The 25,238-nt window shown below is 35.8% G+C and carries 19 protein-coding genes; 1 reads left to right on the top strand and 18 read right to left on the bottom strand.

The window, feature by feature from the left end:
* The 6 genes from HOO91_19185 to nifJ all read right to left on the bottom strand — a co-directional run bounded on the left by HOO91_19185 (position 1) and on the right by nifJ (position 10,779).
* A complete protein-coding gene (locus tag HOO91_19185; protein ID NOU19687.1) occupies positions 1-2,127 on the bottom strand; it encodes a ComEC/Rec2 family competence protein in 2,127 nt (708 codons plus the stop codon).
* A gap of 169 nt (positions 2,128-2,296) precedes the next feature.
* Entirely contained in the window at positions 2,297-2,851 is a 555-nt protein-coding gene (gene def, locus HOO91_19190) for a peptide deformylase (protein ID NOU19688.1), read from the bottom strand.
* Positions 2,852-2,859: 8 nt separating this feature from the next.
* On the bottom strand, positions 2,860-3,282 hold the full coding sequence (gene ruvX, locus HOO91_19195; GenBank protein ID NOU19689.1) for a Holliday junction resolvase RuvX: 423 nt from the start codon (positions 3,280-3,282) through the stop codon (positions 2,860-2,862).
* A gap of 14 nt (positions 3,283-3,296) precedes the next feature.
* On the bottom strand, positions 3,297-4,058 hold the full coding sequence (locus tag HOO91_19200) for a response regulator transcription factor (GenBank protein NOU19690.1): 762 nt from the start codon (positions 4,056-4,058) through the stop codon (positions 3,297-3,299).
* Between the two features lie 90 nt (positions 4,059-4,148).
* Positions 4,149-7,160 (bottom strand): histidine kinase, encoded by a 3,012-nt coding sequence (locus HOO91_19205; protein ID NOU19691.1) that lies wholly within the window; start codon positions 7,158-7,160, stop codon positions 4,149-4,151.
* A gap of 91 nt (positions 7,161-7,251) precedes the next feature.
* Positions 7,252-10,779 carry a pyruvate:ferredoxin (flavodoxin) oxidoreductase gene (gene nifJ / locus HOO91_19210; GenBank protein NOU19692.1) on the bottom strand — a complete coding sequence of 1,176 codons (3,528 nt, stop codon included), beginning with the start codon at positions 10,777-10,779 and terminating at the stop codon, positions 7,252-7,254.
* Between the two features lie 327 nt (positions 10,780-11,106).
* On the opposite strand from nifJ, the gene HOO91_19215 reads away from it, so the two are divergent.
* Positions 11,107-12,327 carry an alanine dehydrogenase gene (locus HOO91_19215; protein NOU19693.1) on the top strand — a complete coding sequence of 407 codons (1,221 nt, stop codon included), beginning with the start codon at positions 11,107-11,109 and terminating at the stop codon, positions 12,325-12,327.
* Positions 12,328-12,336: 9 nt separating this feature from the next.
* Here the strand turns inward: HOO91_19215 and HOO91_19220 are convergent, their stop codons facing one another.
* The 12 genes from HOO91_19220 to HOO91_19275 form a co-directional block, all read right to left on the bottom strand.
* Positions 12,337-13,635 (bottom strand): hypothetical protein, encoded by a 1,299-nt coding sequence (locus HOO91_19220; protein NOU19694.1) that lies wholly within the window; start codon positions 13,633-13,635, stop codon positions 12,337-12,339.
* A 12-nt stretch (positions 13,636-13,647) separates the two neighbouring features.
* Complete coding sequence (locus tag HOO91_19225; protein NOU19695.1) at positions 13,648-14,982, bottom strand: PorT family protein; 1,335 nt, start codon at positions 14,980-14,982, stop codon at positions 13,648-13,650.
* Between the two features lie 136 nt (positions 14,983-15,118).
* The gene (locus HOO91_19230; GenBank protein ID NOU19696.1) at positions 15,119-16,096 is read right to left on the bottom strand and encodes a chorismate synthase; all 978 of its coding nucleotides are present in this window, start codon (positions 16,094-16,096) and stop codon (positions 15,119-15,121) included.
* 41 nt (positions 16,097-16,137) lie between these two features.
* A complete protein-coding gene (gene aroA, locus HOO91_19235) occupies positions 16,138-17,376 on the bottom strand; it encodes a 3-phosphoshikimate 1-carboxyvinyltransferase (GenBank protein NOU19697.1) in 1,239 nt (412 codons plus the stop codon).
* The gene (locus tag HOO91_19240) at positions 17,345-18,268 is read right to left on the bottom strand and encodes a shikimate dehydrogenase (protein NOU19698.1); all 924 of its coding nucleotides are present in this window, start codon (positions 18,266-18,268) and stop codon (positions 17,345-17,347) included. The genes aroA and HOO91_19240 overlap by 32 nt, the downstream gene beginning before the upstream one ends.
* Positions 18,269-18,272: 4 nt before the next feature.
* Positions 18,273-18,923 (bottom strand): type I 3-dehydroquinate dehydratase, encoded by a 651-nt coding sequence (locus HOO91_19245; protein NOU19699.1) that lies wholly within the window; start codon positions 18,921-18,923, stop codon positions 18,273-18,275.
* Complete coding sequence (gene aroB, locus HOO91_19250) at positions 18,920-19,942, bottom strand: 3-dehydroquinate synthase (GenBank protein NOU19700.1); 1,023 nt, start codon at positions 19,940-19,942, stop codon at positions 18,920-18,922. The genes HOO91_19245 and aroB overlap by 4 nt, the downstream gene beginning before the upstream one ends.
* Positions 19,943-19,994: 52 nt before the next feature.
* On the bottom strand, positions 19,995-21,089 hold the full coding sequence (locus tag HOO91_19255; GenBank protein ID NOU19701.1) for a bifunctional 3-deoxy-7-phosphoheptulonate synthase/chorismate mutase type II: 1,095 nt from the start codon (positions 21,087-21,089) through the stop codon (positions 19,995-19,997).
* A complete protein-coding gene (locus tag HOO91_19260) occupies positions 21,028-21,948 on the bottom strand; it encodes a prephenate dehydrogenase/arogenate dehydrogenase family protein (GenBank protein NOU19702.1) in 921 nt (306 codons plus the stop codon). The genes HOO91_19255 and HOO91_19260 overlap by 62 nt, the downstream gene beginning before the upstream one ends.
* 4 nt (positions 21,949-21,952) lie before the next feature.
* A complete protein-coding gene (locus HOO91_19265) occupies positions 21,953-23,122 on the bottom strand; it encodes an aminotransferase class I/II-fold pyridoxal phosphate-dependent enzyme (protein ID NOU19703.1) in 1,170 nt (389 codons plus the stop codon).
* A gap of 12 nt (positions 23,123-23,134) precedes the next feature.
* A complete protein-coding gene (locus HOO91_19270) occupies positions 23,135-24,016 on the bottom strand; it encodes a hypothetical protein (protein NOU19704.1) in 882 nt (293 codons plus the stop codon).
* A gap of 524 nt (positions 24,017-24,540) precedes the next feature.
* A complete protein-coding gene (locus HOO91_19275) occupies positions 24,541-25,185 on the bottom strand; it encodes a ribulose-phosphate 3-epimerase (protein ID NOU19705.1) in 645 nt (214 codons plus the stop codon).
* Positions 25,186-25,238: the final 53 nt, after the last annotated feature.

Genomic DNA, 25,238 nt, shown 5'->3' on the forward strand with positions numbered 1-25,238 from the left:
TCACCCTCCCTTTGATTTTAGCACAAATGCACCCTGTGAGGATGTGATGTAAAAGGGTGTTCCATCGAGTTTACACTTTTGGGTAATGGTGGCAAGTGCTTGCTTTGAGACTGATGAGTCGATTATTATCATCTTGGGTTTAAAGAAATCTAGTATTTTATAAGGATAGTATTTGTTGATTACCAAATAATCAACATCTAACCTGCCTTTGCTAACCATTTTGTCAAGATCGGGTTTGAAGGGGATTGCAATTGTTTTATCGCAAAATGCGATTATTGTAACCCCTTGGTGATTTGTGGTTTTTACAAATGAATCATCATTGCTTGCTTTTGCCTTTAGTTCGGGGTTAATTACATCGTACTCATTTACAGATCCTACTGCTGAGATATAGCCTTTAACATAGAAGTTATACTTATCGGAGAATTGTTCACTTGATGTATCAACATCAATAAACATCAATTTTTCACTTGCCCTAAAGCTAACCAACGATTTTTTGTTGATGTTATAAACTACTAGCTCCTTTGCTTCCGATTTATCAATATAAATGTTTAGCCTCAGGCCCAGAAATACAAATAATAGTAGAAGTGATACAAAGATGTATTTAACCCTTTTTGAGATTACATAGATTGATAGGAAGAGTATTATTCCAAAAATAGAAAGCATTTGTGGTGCCGATATATGAAGGCCTTCCGATACTGAATATGGAAGTTTCTCGATATACTCAAGGCTATGATTGAGCAAGCTAATTGTGAGTGAAAAGATTTTTCCAACAAACCCCGCAATTGCTGGAATTGGTGAAACTATCATCAATAAAACAGATAGGTATAAGGCAATGGTTGATAGTGGGATTGCAACTAGGTTGGCCAGAAGGAAATAGTTTGGGAATTGGCTGAAGTAGAATAGGCTTATGGAAAAAGTTCCCAGCTGGGCAGCAATGGATACTGCAATTAATGACCATACTTTTTCTAATGCCCAATTTTTGACATAGATTATTTTGTAAACGTATGGGTAGAAAAAAACGATGGAAATTACTGCTAGGTACGAAAGTTGAAATCCAATATCAAGCAAATTATAGGGGTTGATAACAAGTAGCACAAATACCGATGCAGCAAGTGTATTGTAGATATTCGATTTTCGCTCGAAAAAATCTCCTATCACCAAAAACGAGAACATTAAAGCAGAACGCTGGACACATGGCGGTAAGCCGGTTAAAAGGGAGAAAAACCACAAAAAAGCGAGTAGAATAAGGGCTTTAATTGCTCGTGTAACAACCCTTTTATCTAGGAATGTAAGTAGAAACGATAGTAGCACGTAGAGAATCCCAATATGCAACCCCGATACCGAGAGTATGTGCATTGCCCCTGAGCTGGAATATACCTGCCTTAGCTCATCATCAAGCAGATCCTGATAACCCAGTGTTAATGCCGATGCAACTGCAAGCTCATCGTTGGATAAACCATTGGTTCTGAATAACGAGACTAGTTTATTGCGCAAAAACAATGCGCTTTTTTTAATTGCTACCCCTTGATTTTCGAGCAGTACCCATTTCCCAGGCTTTAAATATGCAGTATAATTAACTCCCCTATCGGATAAATATTTTTTATAATCGAACTGGTAAGGGTTTCCCGATTGTGCTATTGGCTGTGGGTTTAATTCCACTGCCAATACTGAGCCATAGGTGAGATTTGCAGCCAAACTATCGCCAATGCTAAAGTAAACAAGCATTTTTTCATTGGTAGCCCACCAGCTATTATCGCTTTGTATGTATTTTACCTCAACCTGAGCTCTAATCGATTTTGTTCTTAGCTGAGGGCTATCGAGCAGGTAAATTATTGCTCGATTACTGCTATTGGTCAAGAGTTTATTGGTGGTTGGTTGTTTTATAGTAAGAATAACTCCTGTGAAGAATATGAAGAAATAAATTGCTATTCCAAAAACCCAACGATACATCCAATTGGATGCTAACAAAAAGGTTGTGAGAACTACTCCTAATAGGAATATGAGGAAAGCATAATTCCATAGCGAATATGAAAATATCTCAAACCCATACTGGCAAGCAATACCTGCAATAAACGGCAATATTAACTTAAAGAAAGGGACTTCTTTTATGCTGATTGGTAAACTCATTTAATATTCTAATTCCTATATCTAAGTTACAAATTCTTTTTGAATTGCCTATAAAGGAAGAAGGAAATAAATGAGATTAAAGAAAAATCGAATATTCTAATAAATGGAATATTCGATTTACAAGATTAGTTTGAAGAAAAGCTATTTCTAAGTTTAAAAAGTTTCCTAGCTACTTAGCAAGCTTATATTTGTAGTCAACATCAAATTTACCCTTAGAGATAGACATTAGTTTGCCAGTAAGTAGCTTACGACGTAAGGCCGAGATACGATCAGGGAAAAGCATACCTTCAAGATGATCGTACTCATGCTGAGCAATCCGAGCAGGGATTCCATCGAAAACCTCATCATGTGGAATGAAATTTTCATCGAGGTATTGAATTCGAATACTTTCCTCACGTTCAACCTCTTCGCGGAGGTTTGGGATACTCAAACAGCCCTCTTTATATAGCTTTTTCTCACCAAATCGCTCAATAATTTTAGCATTGATAAGCACTTTTTTAAAGTCTTTCATTGTTGCTTCATCCTCTTCAAGTGGTGAGGCGTCTATAACAATCAATCGTATTGATAAGCCAATTTGAGGAGCAGCCAGTCCAATTCCATCGGAATGGTGCATTGTTTCGAACATATCTTCAATAATCTGCTTTAAATCTGGGTATGTTGAATCGATATTTACTGCGACTTTTCGAAGAATCGGAGAACCATAGATATAAACAGGACGAATCATAAAAACATTTATTTTTTAAAGTTCCTGCCTTCCATATAGGACTGCAATATTATTGTGGCGCTTATTGTATCAACAAGAGCCTTATTTTGTCTATCCTTTTTCTTTACACCACCATCAATCATAGTTTGAAAAGCTATTTTTGAAGTAAATCTCTCATCAACAAGCTCAATGATCATGTTTGGAAAAACTTTTTTAATCCGATTAATTACCGGTTGAATGTAAGTAACAGCTTCGGACAACTGATTGTTCATCTGCCGTGGATAACCAATTACTATTGTGTCAACACTCTCTTTACTAAAATATTCTGATAAAAACTCAATTACAGTATGGGTGGGTATTGTGTCAATACCATTGGCAATTATTCTTAATGGATCGGTTACAGCAACTCCTGTACGTTTTCTCCCAATATCAAGTGCCAAAATTCTTCCCATAGTTAGTTTTGCTGCTAAGAGTAGTGAATATTTCTTTCCGTTAATCTCGAAATTAGATCGTCCTTCTTTAAAGGGTTTAATGCTAAAAGTGTTCCATCAATAAGTACTACGCTCCCATTTCCTGTTTTAACAATTTTTTGAACCTTTTGTATATTCACTAAAATATTATGATTTACTCTAAAGAAATTTCTTTCGTTTAGCGATTCTTCCATTGTGTTAATTGTTTCATCAATACTAAGGTTTGATCCATTTTCTAAGTGAACAATTAACTTTTCTTTGGCGACTTCAAAGAAAAGAACTTCTCTTAAATCAACATATATATATTCTCCGTTTGCAGCAACAACTAATTTTTGTGGTATTATTTCTTTGAGATTGTCAAAAAGAGCATTGTATTTATTTTGACTATTGAAGTTATTTTTTTTCAACTCATAAACTTTCTCAACGGCTTTAGTTAGCTCCTCAATTTCAATTGGCTTTAGAATATAGTCAATGGCACTATACTTAAAGGCTCTAATAGCATAGTTGTTATGAGCTGTAATAAATATTATATCAAAATTACATGTGGTACATTTTTCCAGAAAGTCAAAACCTGTTCCGTTGGGCATTTCAATATCCAAAAAAATAAGATCAGGTTTTAACCTTACAACATGTTCAAGGGCTTCGTCTACCGACCGAGCAACACCAATTACCTCAACTTGAGGGCAAAATTGGCTTAAAAGTATCTGAAGTGATCTTATTGATGCAATTTCATCGTCAACCAGTAATGCTTTCAGCATGTAGATTATTACTTCAAGTTAATAATACGGTTTAGAAAAAATCGTGTAAAAATACAATTTTTGATCTGTTAAAACATATAAAATATTCAGTTACACCTGAATATTTGTATTAATTTCTTTGGGTATTGATATAAGAACTCTTGTTCCCAATGGTAGTCCTAAATTGTCGGTTAGATCCTCGTATATAATATTAAATTGCTCTTTATACATTAAACTTAGCAAGTCAATTCTTTGCTGTGTAATTTGTGAACCTCTTGATTTGTACTCTCTAGTACGAAGTTGCTGTATAGTATCTGCATGTCTTCGACCAACGCCATTATCCTCAATTGTACAACTTATAATTCTACCATTATCAACTAATGATATTTTCACCCATCCTGTCTTATCCTCTTTAAGCATAATCCCGTGCCATATAGCATTCTCAACAAAGGGCTGAATTAGCAATGTAGGTATTCTATATAATAGAATCGATTCTTTTTCCCCATAATCTATTGTATAGTCGAATTTTCCTTCCAACCTAATCTTTTCTAAATCGAGGTATAACCGAAGAGCCTCTATTTCGTCTCGCAAGGGGATTGTGGAATTTAAAGAATTATCTAATGTTACGCGCATTAATCGTGCGAATTTGGTTAGATATTTATGTGAACTAATTGGATCTCTTTCCAGAATGTAAAGCTGAATAGAATTTAAAGTGTTAAAAATAAAATGGGGATTCATTTGTTGCCTTAATGATTGCTGCTTGTATAGGTTGATGTTTTGAAGTAAATCGTTTCTACGCTTTATAGAATTCACCCTGATTTTGAAAATAAAAAATATAATAATGGTAAAAAAAAGTGTCCCAGTAAGTAAAAACCAAGTTCTTTTCCAAAAAGGGGGTTGAATGGTAAACGAAATAGATGCAGGAATTGAACTCCAAATTCCAGTATAACTCTGAACTTCAACCTCAAATTTGTAATTACCATGGGATAAGCCGCTGAAAAGACAATTTGGTGTTTGAGTTTGAACCCAAGTTGTATCAACGCCAAGCATTCTGTACCTGTATAAAGCATTTCCTTGTTTTCGATAAACAAATCCTACAAAGTCAAAGTTTAATACATTTTGATCATATTTTAAGTCAATGTGCTTTAATGTTAAATCGATTTGCTTGTTATTAACGCTAAAGGCTTTAATAATTACTTTAGGCGCAGTTTTATCTTCTGTAACCTTTCTCTTATCAAATACGGTTAAACCCTTTGAGGTACCAACGTATACCTTATTATTAACTTCATAAACGGCAGTTACTTCATTTGTTGGTAGTCCATTGGCATTTGTAAAATTATGAATTGTATACTTTCCGTGGTTGATAATAATTCTTGAAAGTCCCTGTCTGGTTGCCGCCCAGACATTATTCCTTGAATAATAAAGTTTATGTATTGAGTTTGAAATAAGCCCATCCCTTTGAGTAAGCTGTGAAGTTTTTCCATTTTTATATATCACAATTCCATTTCCATTTGTACCCAACCATAAAGATGAGTCAATTGGGTTTTGAATTATACTAACAATAATTTGAGCCAATAGTTGATTTTCAGTACCTTGATACAGATAACTACCATTAAAATACTTCCAAAGTCCATTAATGGTACAAAACCAAACAACCCCATGATTATCCTCAACAAGATTGTAAATTAAACCGGTAAAGTCTTTTTTAAATTCAGAGTCATAAACATATTTATCATCAACATATTTGACCAATCCTGTAGTTGATCCTATCCAATAACCACCAAATGAACTTTTTATCACCTCTCTCGGGTAAATAGTTATATTATTTGGAGTTCGTCCAAGACCCATAACTTGATTGTTCTTAATTAAATATATTTTATCAATAGAACTTACCCAAATACTTTTACTTAATGAATCGATTAATATGCTTCGAACAGATGAATATTTTACTAAATTGTTGTTTGAGTAAAAATGTTTTATTTTATTATTTTTCAGCAGATCAACAAAGCCAAACTCGTACCCAATATAGGCTCCATCATGATTCGCTGTAATTGCATTTATCCGATTATCAAATAAACCGTTTTCTTTAGAATAGTTAACCAAATTTATTTCAGAGCAGTAAAAAACGCCATCGTTTAGCGAACTAAACCAATAGGCACCTTCCCTATCCTGAAGAACAGAGGTGACCTGAATGTCACGAAGAAAATTCATCTGAGGACTTCCTTCTATCTCATAATTTGGATAGCATTCAATTCCTCCACCTTGAGGAGCAACCCAAAGATTATTTTTGCTATCAATACTCATCCAAATTATTTCCTGATCCTTTCTTATATTGCTAATTACTTTGCCATTCTTAACTTTAAAAATTGATTGCATTAAACTGCATATTAAAGAACTATCTGGAGTCGTTTGAAAAAATAAATGATGGTGTGTATATCCATTATAGGGAATCAGATTTAATAGCGATATTTTAAAACTTTGATATACACCGTGAAAGCGAAAATATTTTTGATCAAAATGATTAGGGCTAGATATTAATATTCTCCGATTGGGTAGTTCCTCCGCGCTTATATTTATTTCCTTTGCAACCTCATGCTTTCTATAAATACCTTCGGGGCTTATACTTATTAGTCCAAATTGTTTAAGACCAAGGTAAACGTTATCGAGGCTATCAACATAAAATGAACATTTTATAGGTCCTCTGCTTGAAGGTAGGTGATCTTTTATTTTATTGTTGTACTGATAGCTAACTACCTTGCCATTTTCAAAATAGGATAATTTACCCGACATCGGAATAAACCAAATCCTTTGCTTATAATCTTCATAAATCTCAAAAACATCATTGTCAACCAACCCTGATTGAAGATCAAAGTTTTCAAATTTATAACCATCGTATCTGCTTACCCCATTGGCTGTTGCAAACCAAATATATCCATTTGTATCTTGAAATACATGATAAACAACCGAAGAGGGCAGTCCATTATCAACAGTATATCTTCGAAAAACTGGTTCTGGATTCTGGGAATAAGATTGAATGGAAAATAAAAATGAAAATGAAAGGAGAAAAACTACTATCAATTTCCATTTTTGAACATTCAATTCAATATTTTGGATAGCTATCAAGGAAAGAGGGATTTTATCGATAAATTATTTGCTAATTTAATAAAAAAAAGGGTGTCTTTTGACACCCTTTTTTCATTACTTCTAATTTCAATTATTTTGAAAAATCCATTGATGACATTCTTACGTATGACTTATATCTCCACTTAGCATTATCCTCAGCTGCCTTAAATAACTCAGTAGCTGCTTCTGGGAATGAAAGTTGAAGAGAAGTATAACGTACTTCACCCTTTAAGAAATCTTGGAAAGTATTCCATTCAGGCTCTTTAGAATCAAGTTGGAAAGGATTCTTTCCTTCTTGTTCGAGTAGAGGGTTGTAGCGGAATAGATGCCAGTAACCTGATTTAACAGCAAGTTTAGCTTCGTTCTGGGTTGCGCCCATACCATTACGTAAACCGTGGTTAATACATGGTGAATAAGCAATAATAATTGAAGGACCTGGAAAAGCCTCAGCTTCTTTAATAGCCTTGAAATATTGGTTATGATCTGCACCCATCGAAACTTGAGCAACATAAACATAACCGTAGCTAATAGCCATCATACCAAGATCTTTCTTACGGATACGTTTTCCAGAAGCGGCAAATTTAGCAACTGCAGCAATTGGAGTTGACTTTGAAGCCTGCCCGCCAGTATTTGAATAAACCTCGGTATCCATAACAAGAACGTTAACATCTTGTCCTGTAGCAAGAACATGGTCTAAGCCACCAAATCCGATATCATATGCCCAACCGTCACCACCGAAGATCCAAACCGATTTTTTGATGAAATACTGCTTAAGGGCTAGAAGTTCTTTTGCAAAATCATCATTAATTTTTTCAAGTTCAGCAATCAGTTTTTCAGAAGCAACTTTTGATGTAGCAGCAATTTCTTTTGTATCCACCCATTCCTTCATTGCCGCTTTTGCAGTATCGCTATAGTTACCATTAAGAGCAACAGCGATTCTTTCTGCAATACGTTGACGTAATTTATCAACACCCGTTGCAATACCAAAACCGTATTCAGCATTGTCCTCAAAGAGTGAGTTAGCCCAAGCAGGACCTTGACCTTCACTATTCTTACAATATGGAGTAGATGGAGCAGAACCACCATAGATTGATGAACAACCTGTTGCGTTTGCTACAATCATTCTATCGCCAAATAGCTGAGTAATTGCCTTGATGTAAGGTGTTTCACCGCAACCAGCGCAAGCTCCGCTAAACTCGAATAATGGTTGAACGAATTGGCTATTTTTAACTGATTTTTCTTTTCCTAGAATATCTTTATAACCAACATTCTTATGCATATATACAAAACGCTCAGCTTCTGCCATCTGGCTCTCAAGTGGTTTCATTACAAGAGCCTTAGTTTTTGATGGACATACATCAGCACAGTTACCGCAACCAGTACAATCTAGGGCACTTACTTGTATGCGGAAGTTATACTCTTTAATTCCACCGTTACCTTTAACAGTTTCAGTTCCTTTAGGAGCTTTTGCCAATTCAGCATCTGTTAATAGGAATGGACGAATAGCAGCGTGAGGACAAACGTAAGCACACTGGTTACACTGAATACAATTGGTAGGAATCCATTCAGGTACATTAACAGCAATTCCTCGTTTTTCGTACTCGGTTGTTCCGCTTGGGAAAGTACCATCTTCGCGGTCAAGGAATGCGCTAACTGGTAAATCATCACCCATCATATTATTTACAGGAACAACCACATCATTTATAAACTTGGGTGCACCTTGGATTTCGATTGGTTTCTCTGGAGTTAACTTTGCCCACTCAGCAGGTACTTCAACCTTGGTAACAACACCACCTCTATCAACAGCAGCATTGTTCATCTGAACAATTTCATCACCCTTACGACCAAAAGATTTCTCAATTGCTTTCTTCATATCCTTAACCGCCATCTCGTAAGGGATAACGCCAGAGATTTTGAAGAATGCACTCTGCATAATCGTATTTGTTCTGTTACCTAAACCAATCTCTTCTGCTATTTGAGTAGCATTCATGATGTAGAAATTGATTTTTTTCTCAGCTAAATATTTTTTAATTGAGTTTGGTAATTTTGATTTTGTCTCTTCAACATCCCAAATACTGTTCAATAGGAATGTACCACCTTCGCTTAGACCTTTCAATACATCATATCTTCCTAAGTATGAAGGAACGTGGCATGCAACAAAGTCAGGAGTATTTACCAAATAGGGTGAACGGATTGGTTTATCACCAAAACGAAGGTGAGAAACTGTAATACCACCCGATTTCTTTGAATCATATGCGAAGTATGCCTGACAATACTTATCGGTATTATCTCCAATAATCTTGATGGAATTCTTGTTAGCACCTACAGTACCATCAGAACCTAAACCATAGAATTTAGCTTGGAATGTACCTTTAGAAGATAAGTTAATTTCAGCACCAACTGGAATTGATTTGAAAGTAACATCATCGTTTATACCAACTGTAAACTGATTCTTAGGCTCCTTTAGCTTAAGATTTTCGTAAACAGCTATCATCTGGGCAGGAGTTGTATCCTTTGAACTCAAACCATAACGACCACCTACAATTAGAGGTTGATTTGCCTGAGTATAGAAAACTTCTTTAATGTCTAAATATAATGGATCACCATTAGCACCTGGCTCTTTGGTACGATCAAGTACACAAATCCGCTTAACTGATTTTGGAAGAACCTTTAGTAAATATTTCGCAGAGAAAGGACGATATAGGTGAACTGAAATCAAACCAACCTTTTCGCCTTTTGCATTTAGGTAATCAACAACCTCTGAAATAGTATCAGTGATTGAACCCATTGCAATAATAATATTCTCAGCATCAGCAGCACCATAATAGTTGAAAGGATGATACTCACGTCCTGTTAACTTGGTAATTTCCTTCATGTAATCTTCAACAACATCAGGAACTACATCGTAGAACTTATTAGCAGCTTCACGTGATTGAAAATAGATGTCAGGATTTTGTGCAGTACCTCTTGTAACAGGATGCTCAGGATTTAAAGCTCTGTCACGGAATTCCTGAAGAGCCTTACGATCTACTAATGGTGAAAGATCATCATTTCCTAAAACCTCGATTTTTTGAATCTCGTGTGAGGTTCTGAAACCATCGAAGAAATGAAGGAAAGGAACTCTTGTTTTAATTGATGTTAAGTGAGCAACACCAGCAAGATCCATAACCTCTTGAACGCTTCCTGTAGCAAGAAGAGCAAAACCGCATGAACGGGTGCTCATTACGTCGCTATGGTCGCCAAAGATTGATAGAGCCTGAGCTGCAATACTACGTGCAGATACATGGAAAACACCTGGTAATAACTCACCAGAAATCTTGTACATGTTAGGAATCATCAGCAAAAGACCCTGTGATGCAGTATAAGTTGTGGTTAAGGCGCCCGCTTGCAATGAACCATGAACAGCACCAGCAGCACCAGCTTCAGATTGCATTTCGGCAACCTTTACTGTTTCTCCAAAAATGTTTTTCCTACCAAAAGCAGACCATTCGTCAACGTATTCTGCCATGGTGGATGAAGGGGTGATAGGATAAATTGCAGCAACTTCGCTAAACATATAAGCGATGTGGGCAGCAGCGTAGTTCCCATCACAAGAAATGAATTTTTTATTTTTTGTCATTGTAAATTTGAATTTTATTGATTTTGAATTGAATACTAAAAAAAACCTAGCAAAGTTAATAGAAAAAGAGATAAAGTTGCATGTTGTTAAACAATTTGAAATGATTCTATATATTAGGATTATTGTGAAATCGCTTGAAATCTGATTATCTGCAACTTTAACGTTTATCAAAATAATTAAATCTCAACTTTTCCTAATAAAAACCATAAACATTGAACTTACATTAATCATAAACCAATTATTTAATTAGAAAACTCAAGAAATAATAAATTGGAATGATTATTTTCGCAATGGTTAAAAATTATCAGTTTTTATCAAATTATAGCTATGGATACTAAGTTTAAAATAGGTGTTCTTAAAGAAACTAAAACTCCACCCGATAAACGAGTGGCTTTACCTCCCGCACAAGCTCTTGAACTAAAAAGGCTTTTTCCTAATGTTGAGGTTTATGTTCAACCCAGTGATATAAGATGTTACAAAGATTCCGAGTACTCATCCGTTGGAATAACCTTAAAGGACGATCTAAGCGATTGCGATTTACTATTAGGAGTAAAAGAAGTTAAAATACCATACTTAGTACCAAATAAAAGTTACCTGTTCTTTGCTCATGTTGCAAAAAAACAACCTCACAATCAACCACTAATTCAAGCAATAGCTCAAAAGGGAATTACGCTTTTGGATCATGAATATCTAACAGATCGTAGTGGAATAAGGCTAGTTGCTTTTGGTCATTGGGCGGGTGTTGTAGGTGCCTACAATGCCTTAAGGGCACGAGGAATTCGAACTAATCGCTACTACCTCCCTGCTGCCCATCAATGCCACGATTACAAGGAATTGATTAGTGAACTCCGTAAGGTTAAACTTGATCCTAAAAAGATTCTAGTTACCGGTGGTGGCCGTGTTGCAAACGGGGCAATGGAAATCTTTAAGGTCGTTCACCTAAAAGAGGTAAATCCTGAAGATTTTCTTACAAAGGAGTTCAATGAACCCGTAATTTGCAGAATAGATCCTTGGCACTATGCAAAAAGGAAAGATGGGAAACCATTCGACTGGGATTATTGGTCAAAATCCCCAATGGAGCATGAATCTTCATTCCTACCCTTTACTAAGGTTACGGACATCCTAGTTGCTTGTCATTACTGGGATTTCCGTTCGCCAATGTTTTTCACAAAAGAAGAAATGTTATTGCCTGATTTTAAAATAAGCATTATTGCTGATATCAGCTGCGATATTCCAGGTCCAATTCCTTCTACACTTAGGGCTTCAACCATTGCCAATCCATTCTTCGACTTTAATCCAATAACAGGGAAAGAAGAATCTGCATTTTCTGGAGGAAAAAATATTACTGTAATGTCTATAGATAATCTTCCAGGAGAACTTCCCAGAGATGCTAGCGAAGATTTTGGTAAAACTTTAATTGAAAAGATTTTTCCACATTTCCTTTGCGGCGATTGCGAAGGGGTAATAGAGAGAGCGACCATCCTTAAAGACGGAAAACTAACCGAAAAATACTCTTATCTGAAGAACTACCTTGAGGGGAAAGAATAATATTAGTTGTTAGTTTGGAGTTGGAACATAGTAATAAGCTTTTCCTCTATTCAATTCGGAGGAAACTAAAGTTCCACGATGATCCATAAAGAGATCGAAAATAAGGTCGTTATTCCATAAATCGCTAAAATGTAGAAAATCTTTAGTGGTAATAATTTTTTTGCCTTGAATCATAATATAATAGGTATCTCCTTTCTTATGAATACTATGCCAAATAGTACCACTAAAACTACGGTTTGAATAATATACGCGATTAAAATGATCTCCACGATCAATGGATTTATTAATTGATATACCATCCTCCTGAGTTTCAATAATTACCTCATCGGAATCAGTGACATAAAGATATAAAGGATACCCAGGTGTATTCAAGTTTGTCCAAGTTAGTCCACCATCTTCGGATCTCCAGAGTTTGGTGTCAAATGTTAAAGCGAGTATTGTACCATCAGATAATCGACAAATATGATTAGGTTGTTGATCTACTGGTAAACTTGTAATAGTCCAAGTTACCCCACCATCTTTTGAAAATCGAAGGGGATAGTTCCAGGTATTAGCCCAAACTGTTCCATCGGAAGTAACTTGAATATAAAAATAGTTTGAGTAAGAGGGGAATGGTTTATTACATCCCACCCAACTATCACCATGGTCAAGGCTTTTAAATAAATCGCCACCCCAAGTAGTCAAATATATTATGTTATCCTTACTCATTTCAATTGAAAAAACAGAAGTCCAAAGGTTTGATTGAACAGGAATCCAATCAAAATAGTTTGTATCTTGTTTGAAAAGTTGATTATAGGTATTTAGAAATGTTACTTTGTTGGTGGTATCTGCCACCATATGAAAAATTGAAACCTCGGGGTAAGTTGCAACAGTATCGCACATATTACTCCTAAAACTAGTACCGTAATAGTTAAAAGAACTTAAAAACTTTCCCCCCTTTTCATATATTGATGCTTTTAGAATCTGCTGGTTTGAAGTGTTACCTAACTTCCATTTTGTGCTGGCCTTCTCATTTTGTTTTATTAGAAAAAATTCGTTCTCAATACTTCCTCCGCCTTTAATAACCTTATAATGAACTTCAAAATCTGAATCAGTTGTATTGTCATTACCCATTACCTTTGTTGTAATACTATCCTTTAGGAAATTTCCTGCCAATGCTCTTTGATCGAACCCGTTTTTGGAGAAATAATAGGAAATCAAATTTTTTACTGATGGATCTGGGTACTTTTCGCACGAAACCAAGAATAGTGCTATTAATAAGACTATCAGGTAACTAAATATACTAGAATTGCTTTTTATTAAGGTCATTTTTCAAGTATTTTATAGGATTGGGATTTGGAATCCAACTGTAAAATTTAAAGATTTATTCTTTAATGTTTTATCTGCTCCAGAATTAAGTATAGATGGTTGGACATCTAATATATTCTTCCATCCTGAATTATAATTACACCCTATTTCCAATGAGTATTTATTATAAAATGGAATTAATATACCTCCACCAAGTACCCAGCCCCAATCGTTATCTTTTATATTTCCATCAATATCGTCATAAACAGTATACTCGTTTAACGTATAAGATTCCCCACGTAATTCTAATTTAGACTTCCCAGTTACCCTAGCATTTAGTCTTAAACCTGAATACAAGCCGCCATTTATGTAATATTTAAGTTTGCCTCCAAATTTTAACTTTAATAATAAAGGGATAACTATATAGTTTATATCAACCTTGCAATTGTTATAGATAGATGCTGGATAATTAACTGGATTGTAGATAAAACGTGTTGCAGAAGAATCTTTAAATCTATAACCCTTTTGTTCAAAAGTTAGCCCTGAACTAATTGCAAAATTTTTATTCAAGTAATAATCAAACGATACACCACCAATAAAACCTCCATTTGAACTATAGCCATTTCTACTTTGGTGCCCGTTATTACTTGACTCGCTAAACCCTCCTTTATAGGTTAGGAATAACACTTGACGATTTGATGAATCGGAAGGAAAAAAATCTTTTGAATGATTTTTTCTCTTCCCGAAGGCATAATAGCCAATTCCAAAAATCATTTCGGCAGTACCATTTCTACCATTTATCTGATCGATAAACACCTTGCGTCCAATTGTATACCGACCATCGACAAAAACTTTAAGACTATTTGTTATTGGGTATGAAAACCCAGCGGAATAAATGTATCCAAAATCATGTTTTGGAGGGGTGTTGTTAAGTGATTCACTATAATCATATCGATAAGAAAAATAGATACCTGCGGATAGGTTAAATTTTATGCGGGTTGGTGTGCTAAATTTTAACTGAAACGGAATCCTATAAAAGGAGTAATTCCAATTATGATTCATATAATAATAAGGCATAATTGAATTAGCACTCAAACTCTTATCTAACCAATAAATTGGATAATAATAGGTTTTTTCTTCGTAATAGATGGTCATTTTGCTAATCTCGGTTTGTATTGACCACATCTGAAAGGGTGAATAGTTAAAGAAAATTCCAGATACTGGCCCTGGTTTGTTCATCCATCTTCCAGATTCTTGGTTTCCATTAATATTTGATCTATTTACACCATTTAGAATTCCAACAGAAAACTTCTGAGAATAACACTGAACTGAGATAATCAGAAAGAGTATTATTATTAATGGTTTCAAAGATTGCATATTATCTATTTACAGTTAATAATATTGTATTTTGAAAACAATATAAAAGGTAGAATTGAGAAAATCTCAACAACTATAGATTAGATGCTAAGGCAGGAATATAGGTTGCGTAAATTATTTTTGTATGCTATTTTTTCTTTGAAACTAATGTGAAATCAGCTAGTGCAATTGCAGTAATAGCCTCGAGTATTACTGGAACCCGAAGTGCTATGCAGGTATCGTGTCTTCCTTCGACTTTTAGTTCATCAATTTTTCCGTTTGCAAAGTTATAGGTTTGCTGTGTTTGGGATATGCTTGAGGTTGGTTTTACTGCTACCCTAAATAACAACTCATTTCCATTAGTTAATCCACCAGTTATCCCACCTGCATTATAAGTTGATGTTTTACCCGTTTCGTCGATAATTGGATCATTGTGCTGTGAGCCAAGCATTTTAGCGGATGAAAATCCAGAGCCAAATTCAATACCTTTAATTGCAGGGATTGAAAATGCTAAATGGCTAATTACAGATTCTACAGAATCGAAAAAAGGCTCGCCATAGCCTACAGATATATACCCAGCCCTACACTCTACAATTCCACCAATTGAATCTCCTTTATCCTTTGCTTCTTTTACTGCATTAATAATATCGGTACTACCCCCTGCCTCAATAAGCAATGCATTGATAGATATACTTGGTATTATTTTTTTTGCTACAACACCAGCTGCAACTAAAACTAATGTTAATCGTCCTGAAAAATGCCCACCGCCCCTATAATCGTTAAATCCACCAAACTTTTGACGTGCAACAAAATCGGCATGTCCAGGTCTTGGGTGCTCCTTTAAATTAGCATAATCTGATGATTGGGTATTGTTATTCCTAAAAATAATAGTTAATGGTGCACCAGTTGTAAAACCGTTAAACCATCCAGAAACAATTTCAGGTGTATCATCCTCCTTACGAGGAGTTGTTCCGAAAGCTCCGGATTTACGTCGATCTAAATCAGCCTGAAAGTCTTCAATTTTTAAGGGGATTCCATGGGGACAACCATCAATCACAACCCCAATCATTTGCCCATGCGATTCTCCGAAAATGCTTATTCTGAATATGCGACCAAATGTGTTCATAGCGAAATGGTTGTTCGTTTATTTATAAACAAATTGTTTTATCACCTTGTAAGATGTTCTAAATCTACAAAAAAATCGGGATAACTCTTATTAACACTCTCAATACCATCAATTTCAATAATTCCTTCACCAGCCAAAGCTGCTGTTGCCGTTGCCATAGTAATTCGATGATCTCGATGAGAGCAAACCTTTGCTGATTGCGGTTTTCCCCCCTTAATAATCATTAACTCCCCTTCAACCTTAAGTTCAATTCCCATTTTACTAAATTCTTCCAAAAGTGTTGCAGCTCTATCGCTCTCTTTTACTCGCAAACGGCTTACGCCTAATATTCTAGATTCTCCAATACAATGGCTTGCAAGTGCAACAAGCGGAGGAAATAGATCTGGGCAATGGGTTGCATCAAAATGAAATCCATTTAATTGGTGTTTGCTCACCTCCATGTGATTATCGTTCATCGATATCTTGGCACCAGCATAAATCAAGGCATTGATAATTGCTTTATCCGCCTGGGATGAACTAATCTGCAAATTCTCCACTCTTACTTTTCCTGCAATAGCAGCAGCAACAAGTAAGAAAGAAGCTCCACTCCAATCACCTTCTACCCTATAACTCCTAGGTTGATATAGTTGTCCCGATTTAATTTTAAATTCTTTGTAGTCCTTGTTTTCAACATCAACTCCAAAATATTTCATCATCCCAATGGTGATATCGATGTATGGGCGACTTTGCAAATTTTCAACATTTATTACGACATCCTTTTTTGCATAGGGTGAGGCCATTAAAATTCCAGTTAAAACCTGAGAACTAATCGAACCATCTATCGTAACCTTACCTCCTTTTAAAGGGCCTTTTACTGTAATGGGTAACTTCCCATTGTTTGTTCGACAGTACTCACAAAGTGGGTTTAATGAATTTTCAACAATATTCATCGGACGATCCCGCAAAGAACCACGCCCGGTAAGTACTACTTCGCCATCAAGCGTTGCAGCAATAGCAGAGAACATTCTTACACTAAGTCCAGATTCTCCAAGATTCAAAGGAATTATTGGTAAAGAAAGACCTCCAGAAATCAGTAAACTATCGGCTTTAACATCAATTTTTGCACCTAAAGCCTTACAAACTTCTGTTGCAGCAATTACATCATCACTATTACCAACTGATATAATCTCAGATTGCCCTATGGACATTGATGCAAGAGCAATAGCACGTTGTGCTAAACTTTTCGAAGGAGGTGCTGTGATTGTTCCGTTAACCGTTGCTGGCTTTATACTTTTCTTCATCCATTATGCTTTTTACTTCATCAGGGTTTAGACCATCGATAGAAACAAGTAAGTCAAACCGAACATCATTAAAGTCAATCAAATCATTAAGGTCTATTGATTTTACACTTAAATGATTAAAATCAAGTGTTTGTAATATTGAATTGCTAAGCAACTCAACCAAAGGTTCAAATCCTGTAAATATTGAAAATGAGGCAATTGCTTGATGAATCAACCACCTATCTCCTCTTATAATATTTATTCCTGCATTTTGAGCCTCTATAGAGAGATTTGATTTTCTATAGTTAGCATCCAAAAAAAGTTTTATTCCTGAATTCCAATTAAAATCTGGCAAAGCAACATGAGGGAGCAACGTTGAAACAACAATATCAACACCATCAATAATATCATTGAACTGAGCAACATTACAACCCAGATGATTTGCAATCTCCAGCGCTTTACTTTGTGTTCTGTTTTCGATAAAAACTTCAGCCCCAGAGTTCATCAAACCGAAAACAGCAGCTCGTGAAGCACCGCCAGCTCCTAATACTAAACAACGTTTTCCAAAGATATCAATTCCAGCCTCTTCAATAGATTTAACCACACCTAGATAGTCAGTGTTGAATCCTTTTAAATAGCCATTATCGTTCAGGATAGTATTAACTGCTCCTATTTGCTCGGCCTCGGGCGAAAGCGAATCAAGCATTGGAATAATACACTCCTTAAATGGTGTGGTAATGTTTGCTCCAATAATATTTAACGAACGAATTGTTCGTGCAACATCTTCGCATTTCTGAACTCGAATACGAGTATAGTATGCATCAATATGAGATTTTTCAAATATAGAGTTGAAAAGCTGTGGACTTTTGCTATGTAATACTGGATTTCCAAACACTGCGAAAAGTTTGCTCATAACTTTAACCTAACCGCTCTATTAGTTTTACTATTTTTTCCATCTCCTTAAAATCAATCTGCCCGGGAGCAGTAGTATTCCCTTCGGAAGAGGCAAATGTAAATGGTGCACCCAATGATAATGCAGCAATTCGAGTAATTATGCCCGCTTCACCCATCCCAAGTGCTACTAATCTTTGATATTTTGAATAAAGACCCAATATTCGAGCACTATCTGTTCTACTATTCGATAAACATGCTATTTTGGCAACATCTGCTCCTGCTGCATATAGACTATCAATTATGCTAAATAATTCCCTTTCATCGGGTGTTTTGCCAAAACAGTGCCACGAAATAATAACCTTACATCGTTTACTCCTTGCCAATTCTATTAATGGTTTACGCCATTCCGGAGATGTCTCAATCTCCAAATCGACCCATGCGGCTCCTGCTTCTATTGCTCTAGTTAGAATTGATGCCCTTTGCACATTATCATACCTACCTTGGCGACATGTAGCAATAAGGTTTTGATGGCTCGAAAATACCATTTCAAGTTGGTTGGGCATTAGATCGAGCAAATCAATACGGATTTCAGCCATACCAACCTCGTCTAGTACCTTAATTATACCCTCAAAGGAGCTATTTGCTATAACCACACAGATATCTGAGCGTATCATTTTTGTATAAACTTTTCGAGTTCTTTAAGATTAATTCTTTCAACCTCAACACTCCCAATTCCTTTCATTAAAACAAAATGAATGAATTCGTTCTCTCTCTTTTTATCTTTTAGCAAAACCTCAAAAACATGTTTTAGGTTTGCATCGGTTTTAGTGGCTAACCCAAAATTTGATAGGATGTTCTCCAATCTATCTCGTTCGTCTAAACTAAGTTGACCCTTTTCAACAGACAGATTAGCCGCAAAAACTAAACCAATACTTACCGCCTGACCATGAGGAATACCCGTTAATTTCTCCACTGCATGACCCCATGTATGGCCTAAATTTAGCACCCTACGCAAACCATGTTCTCGTTCATCAGTCTCAACAATGCCAGCTTTTATTTTCACAGAACGGGTAACCAAATATTCTATCAACCCCTTGTTTAATGCCAAAATCTCAGTTCTGTTCTTTTCAATATCATCAAACATAGATTTATCAGATATCAATGCATGCTTGACCACCTCTGCCATTCCATTTGCAAATTCAATAGTAGGAAGGGTTTTAAGCATTGAGATATCGCATATTACAAATTTAGGTTGATTAAATGTTCCTATGATATTTTTATACCCATCGAGATCAATCCCATTCTTACCCCCAACGCTAGCATCAACCTGAGCCAATAAAGTAGTTGCAACAAATCCAAAATTCACACCACGCATAAAAGTTGATGAAACGAATCCTGCCATATCGCAAACAACCCCACCACCTATACCTACAATAAATGAACTTCTATCTGCATTGTTTTCAAGCAACCACCGATAAATATTTAAGGCAATTTGAAAGTTTTTAGAAGTCTCTCCGGGTTCTATGGAAAATATAGGTGCAATAGGAAAGCGGTTGCGATATAATCTTTTTACATTTCCATCAGTAATAATAAATAGTTTACTATTTGATGTGTAATTTTTAAGATTATCAATGCTTTCGCCAATCAATATCTGAGAAAAGGATTCACTCCCTTTTACCTCAACTAATTCCATTTAATGTTTTTTTTGAGCATATAAAGTTAGGCTTAAATTTAATATACTCGATTCAACTTTTCTCAATCAATTCATTTTGAACTGAAATAGACTCCTTATGTATTGTATTATAGAGTTTTTTAATAAACCCTGCTCTTAAACCCGATTTTTCACCTGTATTTGTTACCCGTTCAAGAACTTGACCCCATCTTTTTGATTGTAGTACAGTCATCTTTCTGTTCGTTTTAACCGATGCAATCCTTTCGGAAAGTTCCATCCTGTTGGACAAAGCCCATAGCAAAAGGTCATCCATGATATCAACTTCCGCACGTAGTTCGTTTAGTAGCTCATCAGGATAGGATAGTTCAGGATTTCCAATAATATCAATAAAGTTAAGCAGATCTTTAAATTCTGATGGAGTAAGCTGTTGAGAAGCATCACTCAAAGCTTTTGTAGGTTCAGGGTGAACCTCAATAATCAAACCATCAAAACCCATATCAACCCCACGTTTTGCAACAAATGGAACTAAGTTTCGGTTGCCAGAAATATGGCTTGGATCACAAATAATAGGTAAATCGGGATATTTTGCCTTAAGATCTAAAGGAATTTTCCAGAAAGGTTGATTTCTGAAGATTGACTTACCCCACCAAGAAAACCCTCTGTGGATTGCACCAATCTTACGAATTCCAACATTATACAACCTTTTAATTGCCCCTTCCCACAGATCAATATCGGGACTTAGCGGGTTTTTGACAAGTACAGGAATATTTACACCTCGAAGTGCTTCGGCAATCTCCTGCATTACAAATGGATTTGATACGGTTCGAGCACCAATCCAAACCATATCAACTCCGAATTTCAATGCTTCATACACGTGCTTTTCGGAACCAACTTCAGTTGAGAATGGTAAACTTGTTTCCTGTTTCACATCTCGAAGCCATCCAAGCCCATCCACCCCAACACCTTGAAAAGAGCCAGGAGTTGTTCTAGGTTTCCAAATACCAGCTCTGAGGTAGTGAACCCTCCCGCCTTGTTTTAGCTCATTTGCCACCTTAAGCAATTGCTCAGGCGATTCAGCACTGCAAGGACCGGCAATCAATAATGGGCTATTCAACTCTGGCAACCACAATCTCGGTGGCACTAGACCAGTTAATGGTTTTGTTTCCATTTTTTTTGCTTTTTAAACTATTATCGAACTTTTCTCTTATTTCTTGTGATTGACGAATAAATTGATTCAATGCTTCGATGTTCTCAGATTCAATTAACTCCTTCATGATTTCAATCTGATGAATAAAAAGTTGCAGGTTTTGGCTGATATACACTTTATTCTGAATAAGAATTGGAATCCAAACTTCTAATGGACTTTTTGCTAAACGTGTGGATGAATCAAACCCACTCGCAGCAATATCCAGCCATTGGTAATTTGCATCTAAAGAACAATCCACTGTACTGGCTACTCCGTACGATACAATTTGTGGAAGATGCGAAACCAATGCAACAAGTCTATCATGCTTATCTTCATCCATATATTCAACCACCATTCCCAGTATTCTGAATATCTCCTCAGCATGTTTAATAGCTAGTTTGGAAGATAATTCCGCCTGACAAATAATTGATTTTTTATCTTTAAAGAGATTTCCATCAGAGCCCTGTGGCCCACCAATTTCGGAGCCTGCCATTGGGTGAGCAGCTACAAAGCTTCCTCTATTTTGATGATTTTGAACGGCTCTGCATATCGATGATTTTGTAGATCCCACATCTATTATAACTGCATCGACCTTAATTCTACTTAAAAGATCAGAAACAATTGAAATGGCAGCATCAACAGGAACGGCAACTATTATAACATCAGACTCACAGGCAATTCTTTCAATTGTCCATGAGTCGTCGATTATTCCAGCCTTAATTGCATAATCAATATTTTCCTGACTTATATCAAACCCTGCAATGCATTTAAACATCCCTTTAACCCCCAAAGCAATTGAGCAACCAATCAATCCTGTTCCAACTATCGAAATATTTTTCATGACTTTACCTAAAAATGTTAAATCGTCTTACCCTTAATAGTGCTTCTTGAAGTGTATTAATATCAGAACAAAGCGAAATCCTAATAAAACCTTCGCCATTGCTACCAAATACAGTTCCAGGGGTAATGAATACTCCCGTTTGTCTTAGAATTTCTCCAGAGAAGGCTTCGGATTCAACTATATATGGAGGAATCTTCGCCCATAGGAATAGCCCACTTTGAACTGGATTGAAGGTGCAATCCAGTTCACCTGCAATCTGTTTTGTAATTCCCTGTCGAATCTTGTATTCAGCATTAAGATTCTCATACCATTCCTTTCCACATCCCAATGCAACAGCAGCTGCAAGTTGAACTGGAAGTGGCATTCCTGAATCCATATTTGTTTTGAATCTTAATACTTTTGAAAGCAAATCGGCCTTGCCTACCATCATACCAACTCTCCACCCAGCCATGTTGTGCGATTTGCTCAAGGAATTCAGTTCAATGGCGACATCAAGACCACCATTTACCTGAAGTATTGATAAAGGCTTATGGTTTAGAATAAAACTATACGGATTATCATGACAGATTAAAATTCCATGCTTTTGCCCAAATTCAACAAGACGTTCGAAAAGCGAGATGTTAGGCTTTGTGCCAGTTGGCATATTAGGATAGTTTACCCACATCAACTTAACACCTTTAAGGTTTTGCTTCTCGATTTCTTCAAAATCAGGAAAATACCCATTTTCTTCCTTTAACAAGTAATCCAATACCTCTGCACCAGCCATCTGAGAAGCAATTCGGTATACTGGATATCCAGGGTTAGGCACCAGAACCTTATCCCTTTCATTCAAAAATGCCATACTCAGATGCATGATTCCCTCTTTTGAACCCATTAACGGGAGAACCTCAGTATTATAATCAAGTTTAACGCTATAGTAATTGGTGTACCATTCAGAGATTGCTTTTCGGAGTTCATCAGCACCTCTATACCCCTGATAGCCGTGATTGCCATCTTTATAACTCTCTTTTGCTAACGCTTCAAGCATTTCGGTTGGAGGAGCAAGATCTGGGCTTCCAATTCCTAGATTTATAATCTTAACACCCTGATTTGAAAGAGATTCAAGTTCTATTCTTTTTTTTGAGAAATAGTATTCCTGAACATCTTCTATTCTCCTTGCAGTTTGCATTTCCATATTTCTAGTTTTTTAATTTACAATTAAGGTTTTGTGACTAGGAATATCCTGATTATTGTAATCGTCAGGCAAATCCTGACTCCTATAAATACCCAGAATATCTAATGTTGATGTATGTTTCCTTGCTATCTTAAATGCTTGATAAAATTGGGGAAGAGCCGTAAAAACTAAATCCGCATGGAATATATACTCCCATCTTTTTCCAACTATTGGAAGGGATTGGAGCATAGTCAGATTTATTCCATAATCCGCAAAAGGCTGTAAAATATTAAGCAGACTACCGGGTTGATGTTTTGCTGTAAATGTTATGCTTGCTTTATTTGATGTATCAGAAGCCTGAGTAGAAGATTTTTTCTCAAGGATCAAAAATCTAGTATAATTCTCCTTGTTCGATTCAATTGATGGTTCAATAATCTCAAGCCCATACTCTAATGCAGCGTTTTTACTTGCTACTGTCGCAACCCCTTTCAGGTTAAACTCTGCAATTTGCTTAGCACTTAAGGCGGTGTCTACGCCCTCTACGAGTTTAATCGATGGGTAATTTTTAAAAAAAATTGTACACTGCGCCAATGCCATAGGATGTGAGCGAACCTCGTTTATTGAATCAATCGTCTCGCCGAATGAGGCAATAAGATTCTGAACAATTCTGAGGTATATTTCTCCCGTTATTCTTAATGATGAATCTCTTATAAGAGCATAATTAGGAAGAATGCTCCCCACTAAAGAATTCTCAATCGCCATAATCCCAAAATTGGCTTTACGGGTCTCCACTGAATCCACAAGTCCTCGGAAGGTCATACACTCAAGAATTTCTATCCCTGAACCAAAATATTCAATCGCAGCCTCTTGATGAAAAGCTCCTTTAACGCCTTGAATTGCTACAATTTTTTTCATTTTAAAATTTGATATTATGAAACAAAAAAAGAGATCCTCTTTCGGAGACCTCTTTGCGTATTTTTAATCTACTTTTTCTACACAATGTTTTCAGTCCCCAGAGTTTTGGAGGTAAAAAAAGTAATAGAAAAAGTAATATGTTCTGCCTATATTGTTCATCTACTGTCTAATGTTCGTTTGTTTAGTATTTTATCCTTTAGTATTATGTTTGATATTTAGAATCTGCTTAAAAATAAAAAAGCCCCGCATCTGCAGGGCTTGGTTTATTTTGTGCTTTTTATTTCATTTCTAAATTTTACACAATTGCCAAGCCCTTGCTTTCGTAAAAGTAGAAGTAAAAATAGCTGGCAAAAAAATTTGAATTGTGCGAAATCATAGTGCCTATTATTGAATGCAATATTAAATCATTTATCCAAACAAAAAAATAAAATCAATAAAATAACAAAATGAAAACAATAACTATTATATTTATAGATAATTACAAATACATAAAACTAGTTAATTAGAAAAATGAACTATCAATCCTATTTTAATAATGTTATCATCGAAATAGGATTTTCTGCTTTGAAAACTGCATTACCAGCCACCAAAACATTAGCTCCTGCTTTGTAAAGTTGAGATGCATTATTTGCATCAACTCCACCATCAACTTCAATAAGAGTATTTAGATTTTGAGAATCAATCATCTCTCTTAATCGCTCAATCTTTCTATAACTATTAGCAATAAACTTTTGACCACCAAACCCAGGATTAACCGACATTATTAAAACTAAATCTGCCTCACCTAATATTTCGCTCAGGAGTTCAACAGGAGTATGGGGATTTACAGAAACACCGGCCTTCATACCTAAATTTCGAATTTGGGACAAAGTTCTATGTAAATGGGTACATGCCTCATAATGAACAGTAAGAATATCGGCACCAGCTTCTTTAAATTTTTCGAGATACCTATCAGGTTCAATAATCATTAAATGTACATCCAAAGGCTTTTTCGCCAACTTTTTAACCTGCGTAACTACCGGAAAACCAAAAGAAATGTTTGGAACAAATACTCCATCCATGATATCAAGATGAAACCAATCGGCCTGGCTGGCATTTATCATTTCAATATCCCTATTCAGATTGCCAAAATCGGCAGAAAGTAGAGATGGAGCAACTAGATGATTCATTGATTAATTTTTGCACAAAAGTAGAAAAATCTTTAGTTGCAAGCTAATTTGTC

The organism is Bacteroidales bacterium, assembly GCA_013141385.1.
Lineage (GTDB): Bacteria > Bacteroidota > Bacteroidia > Bacteroidales > Tenuifilaceae > UBA8529.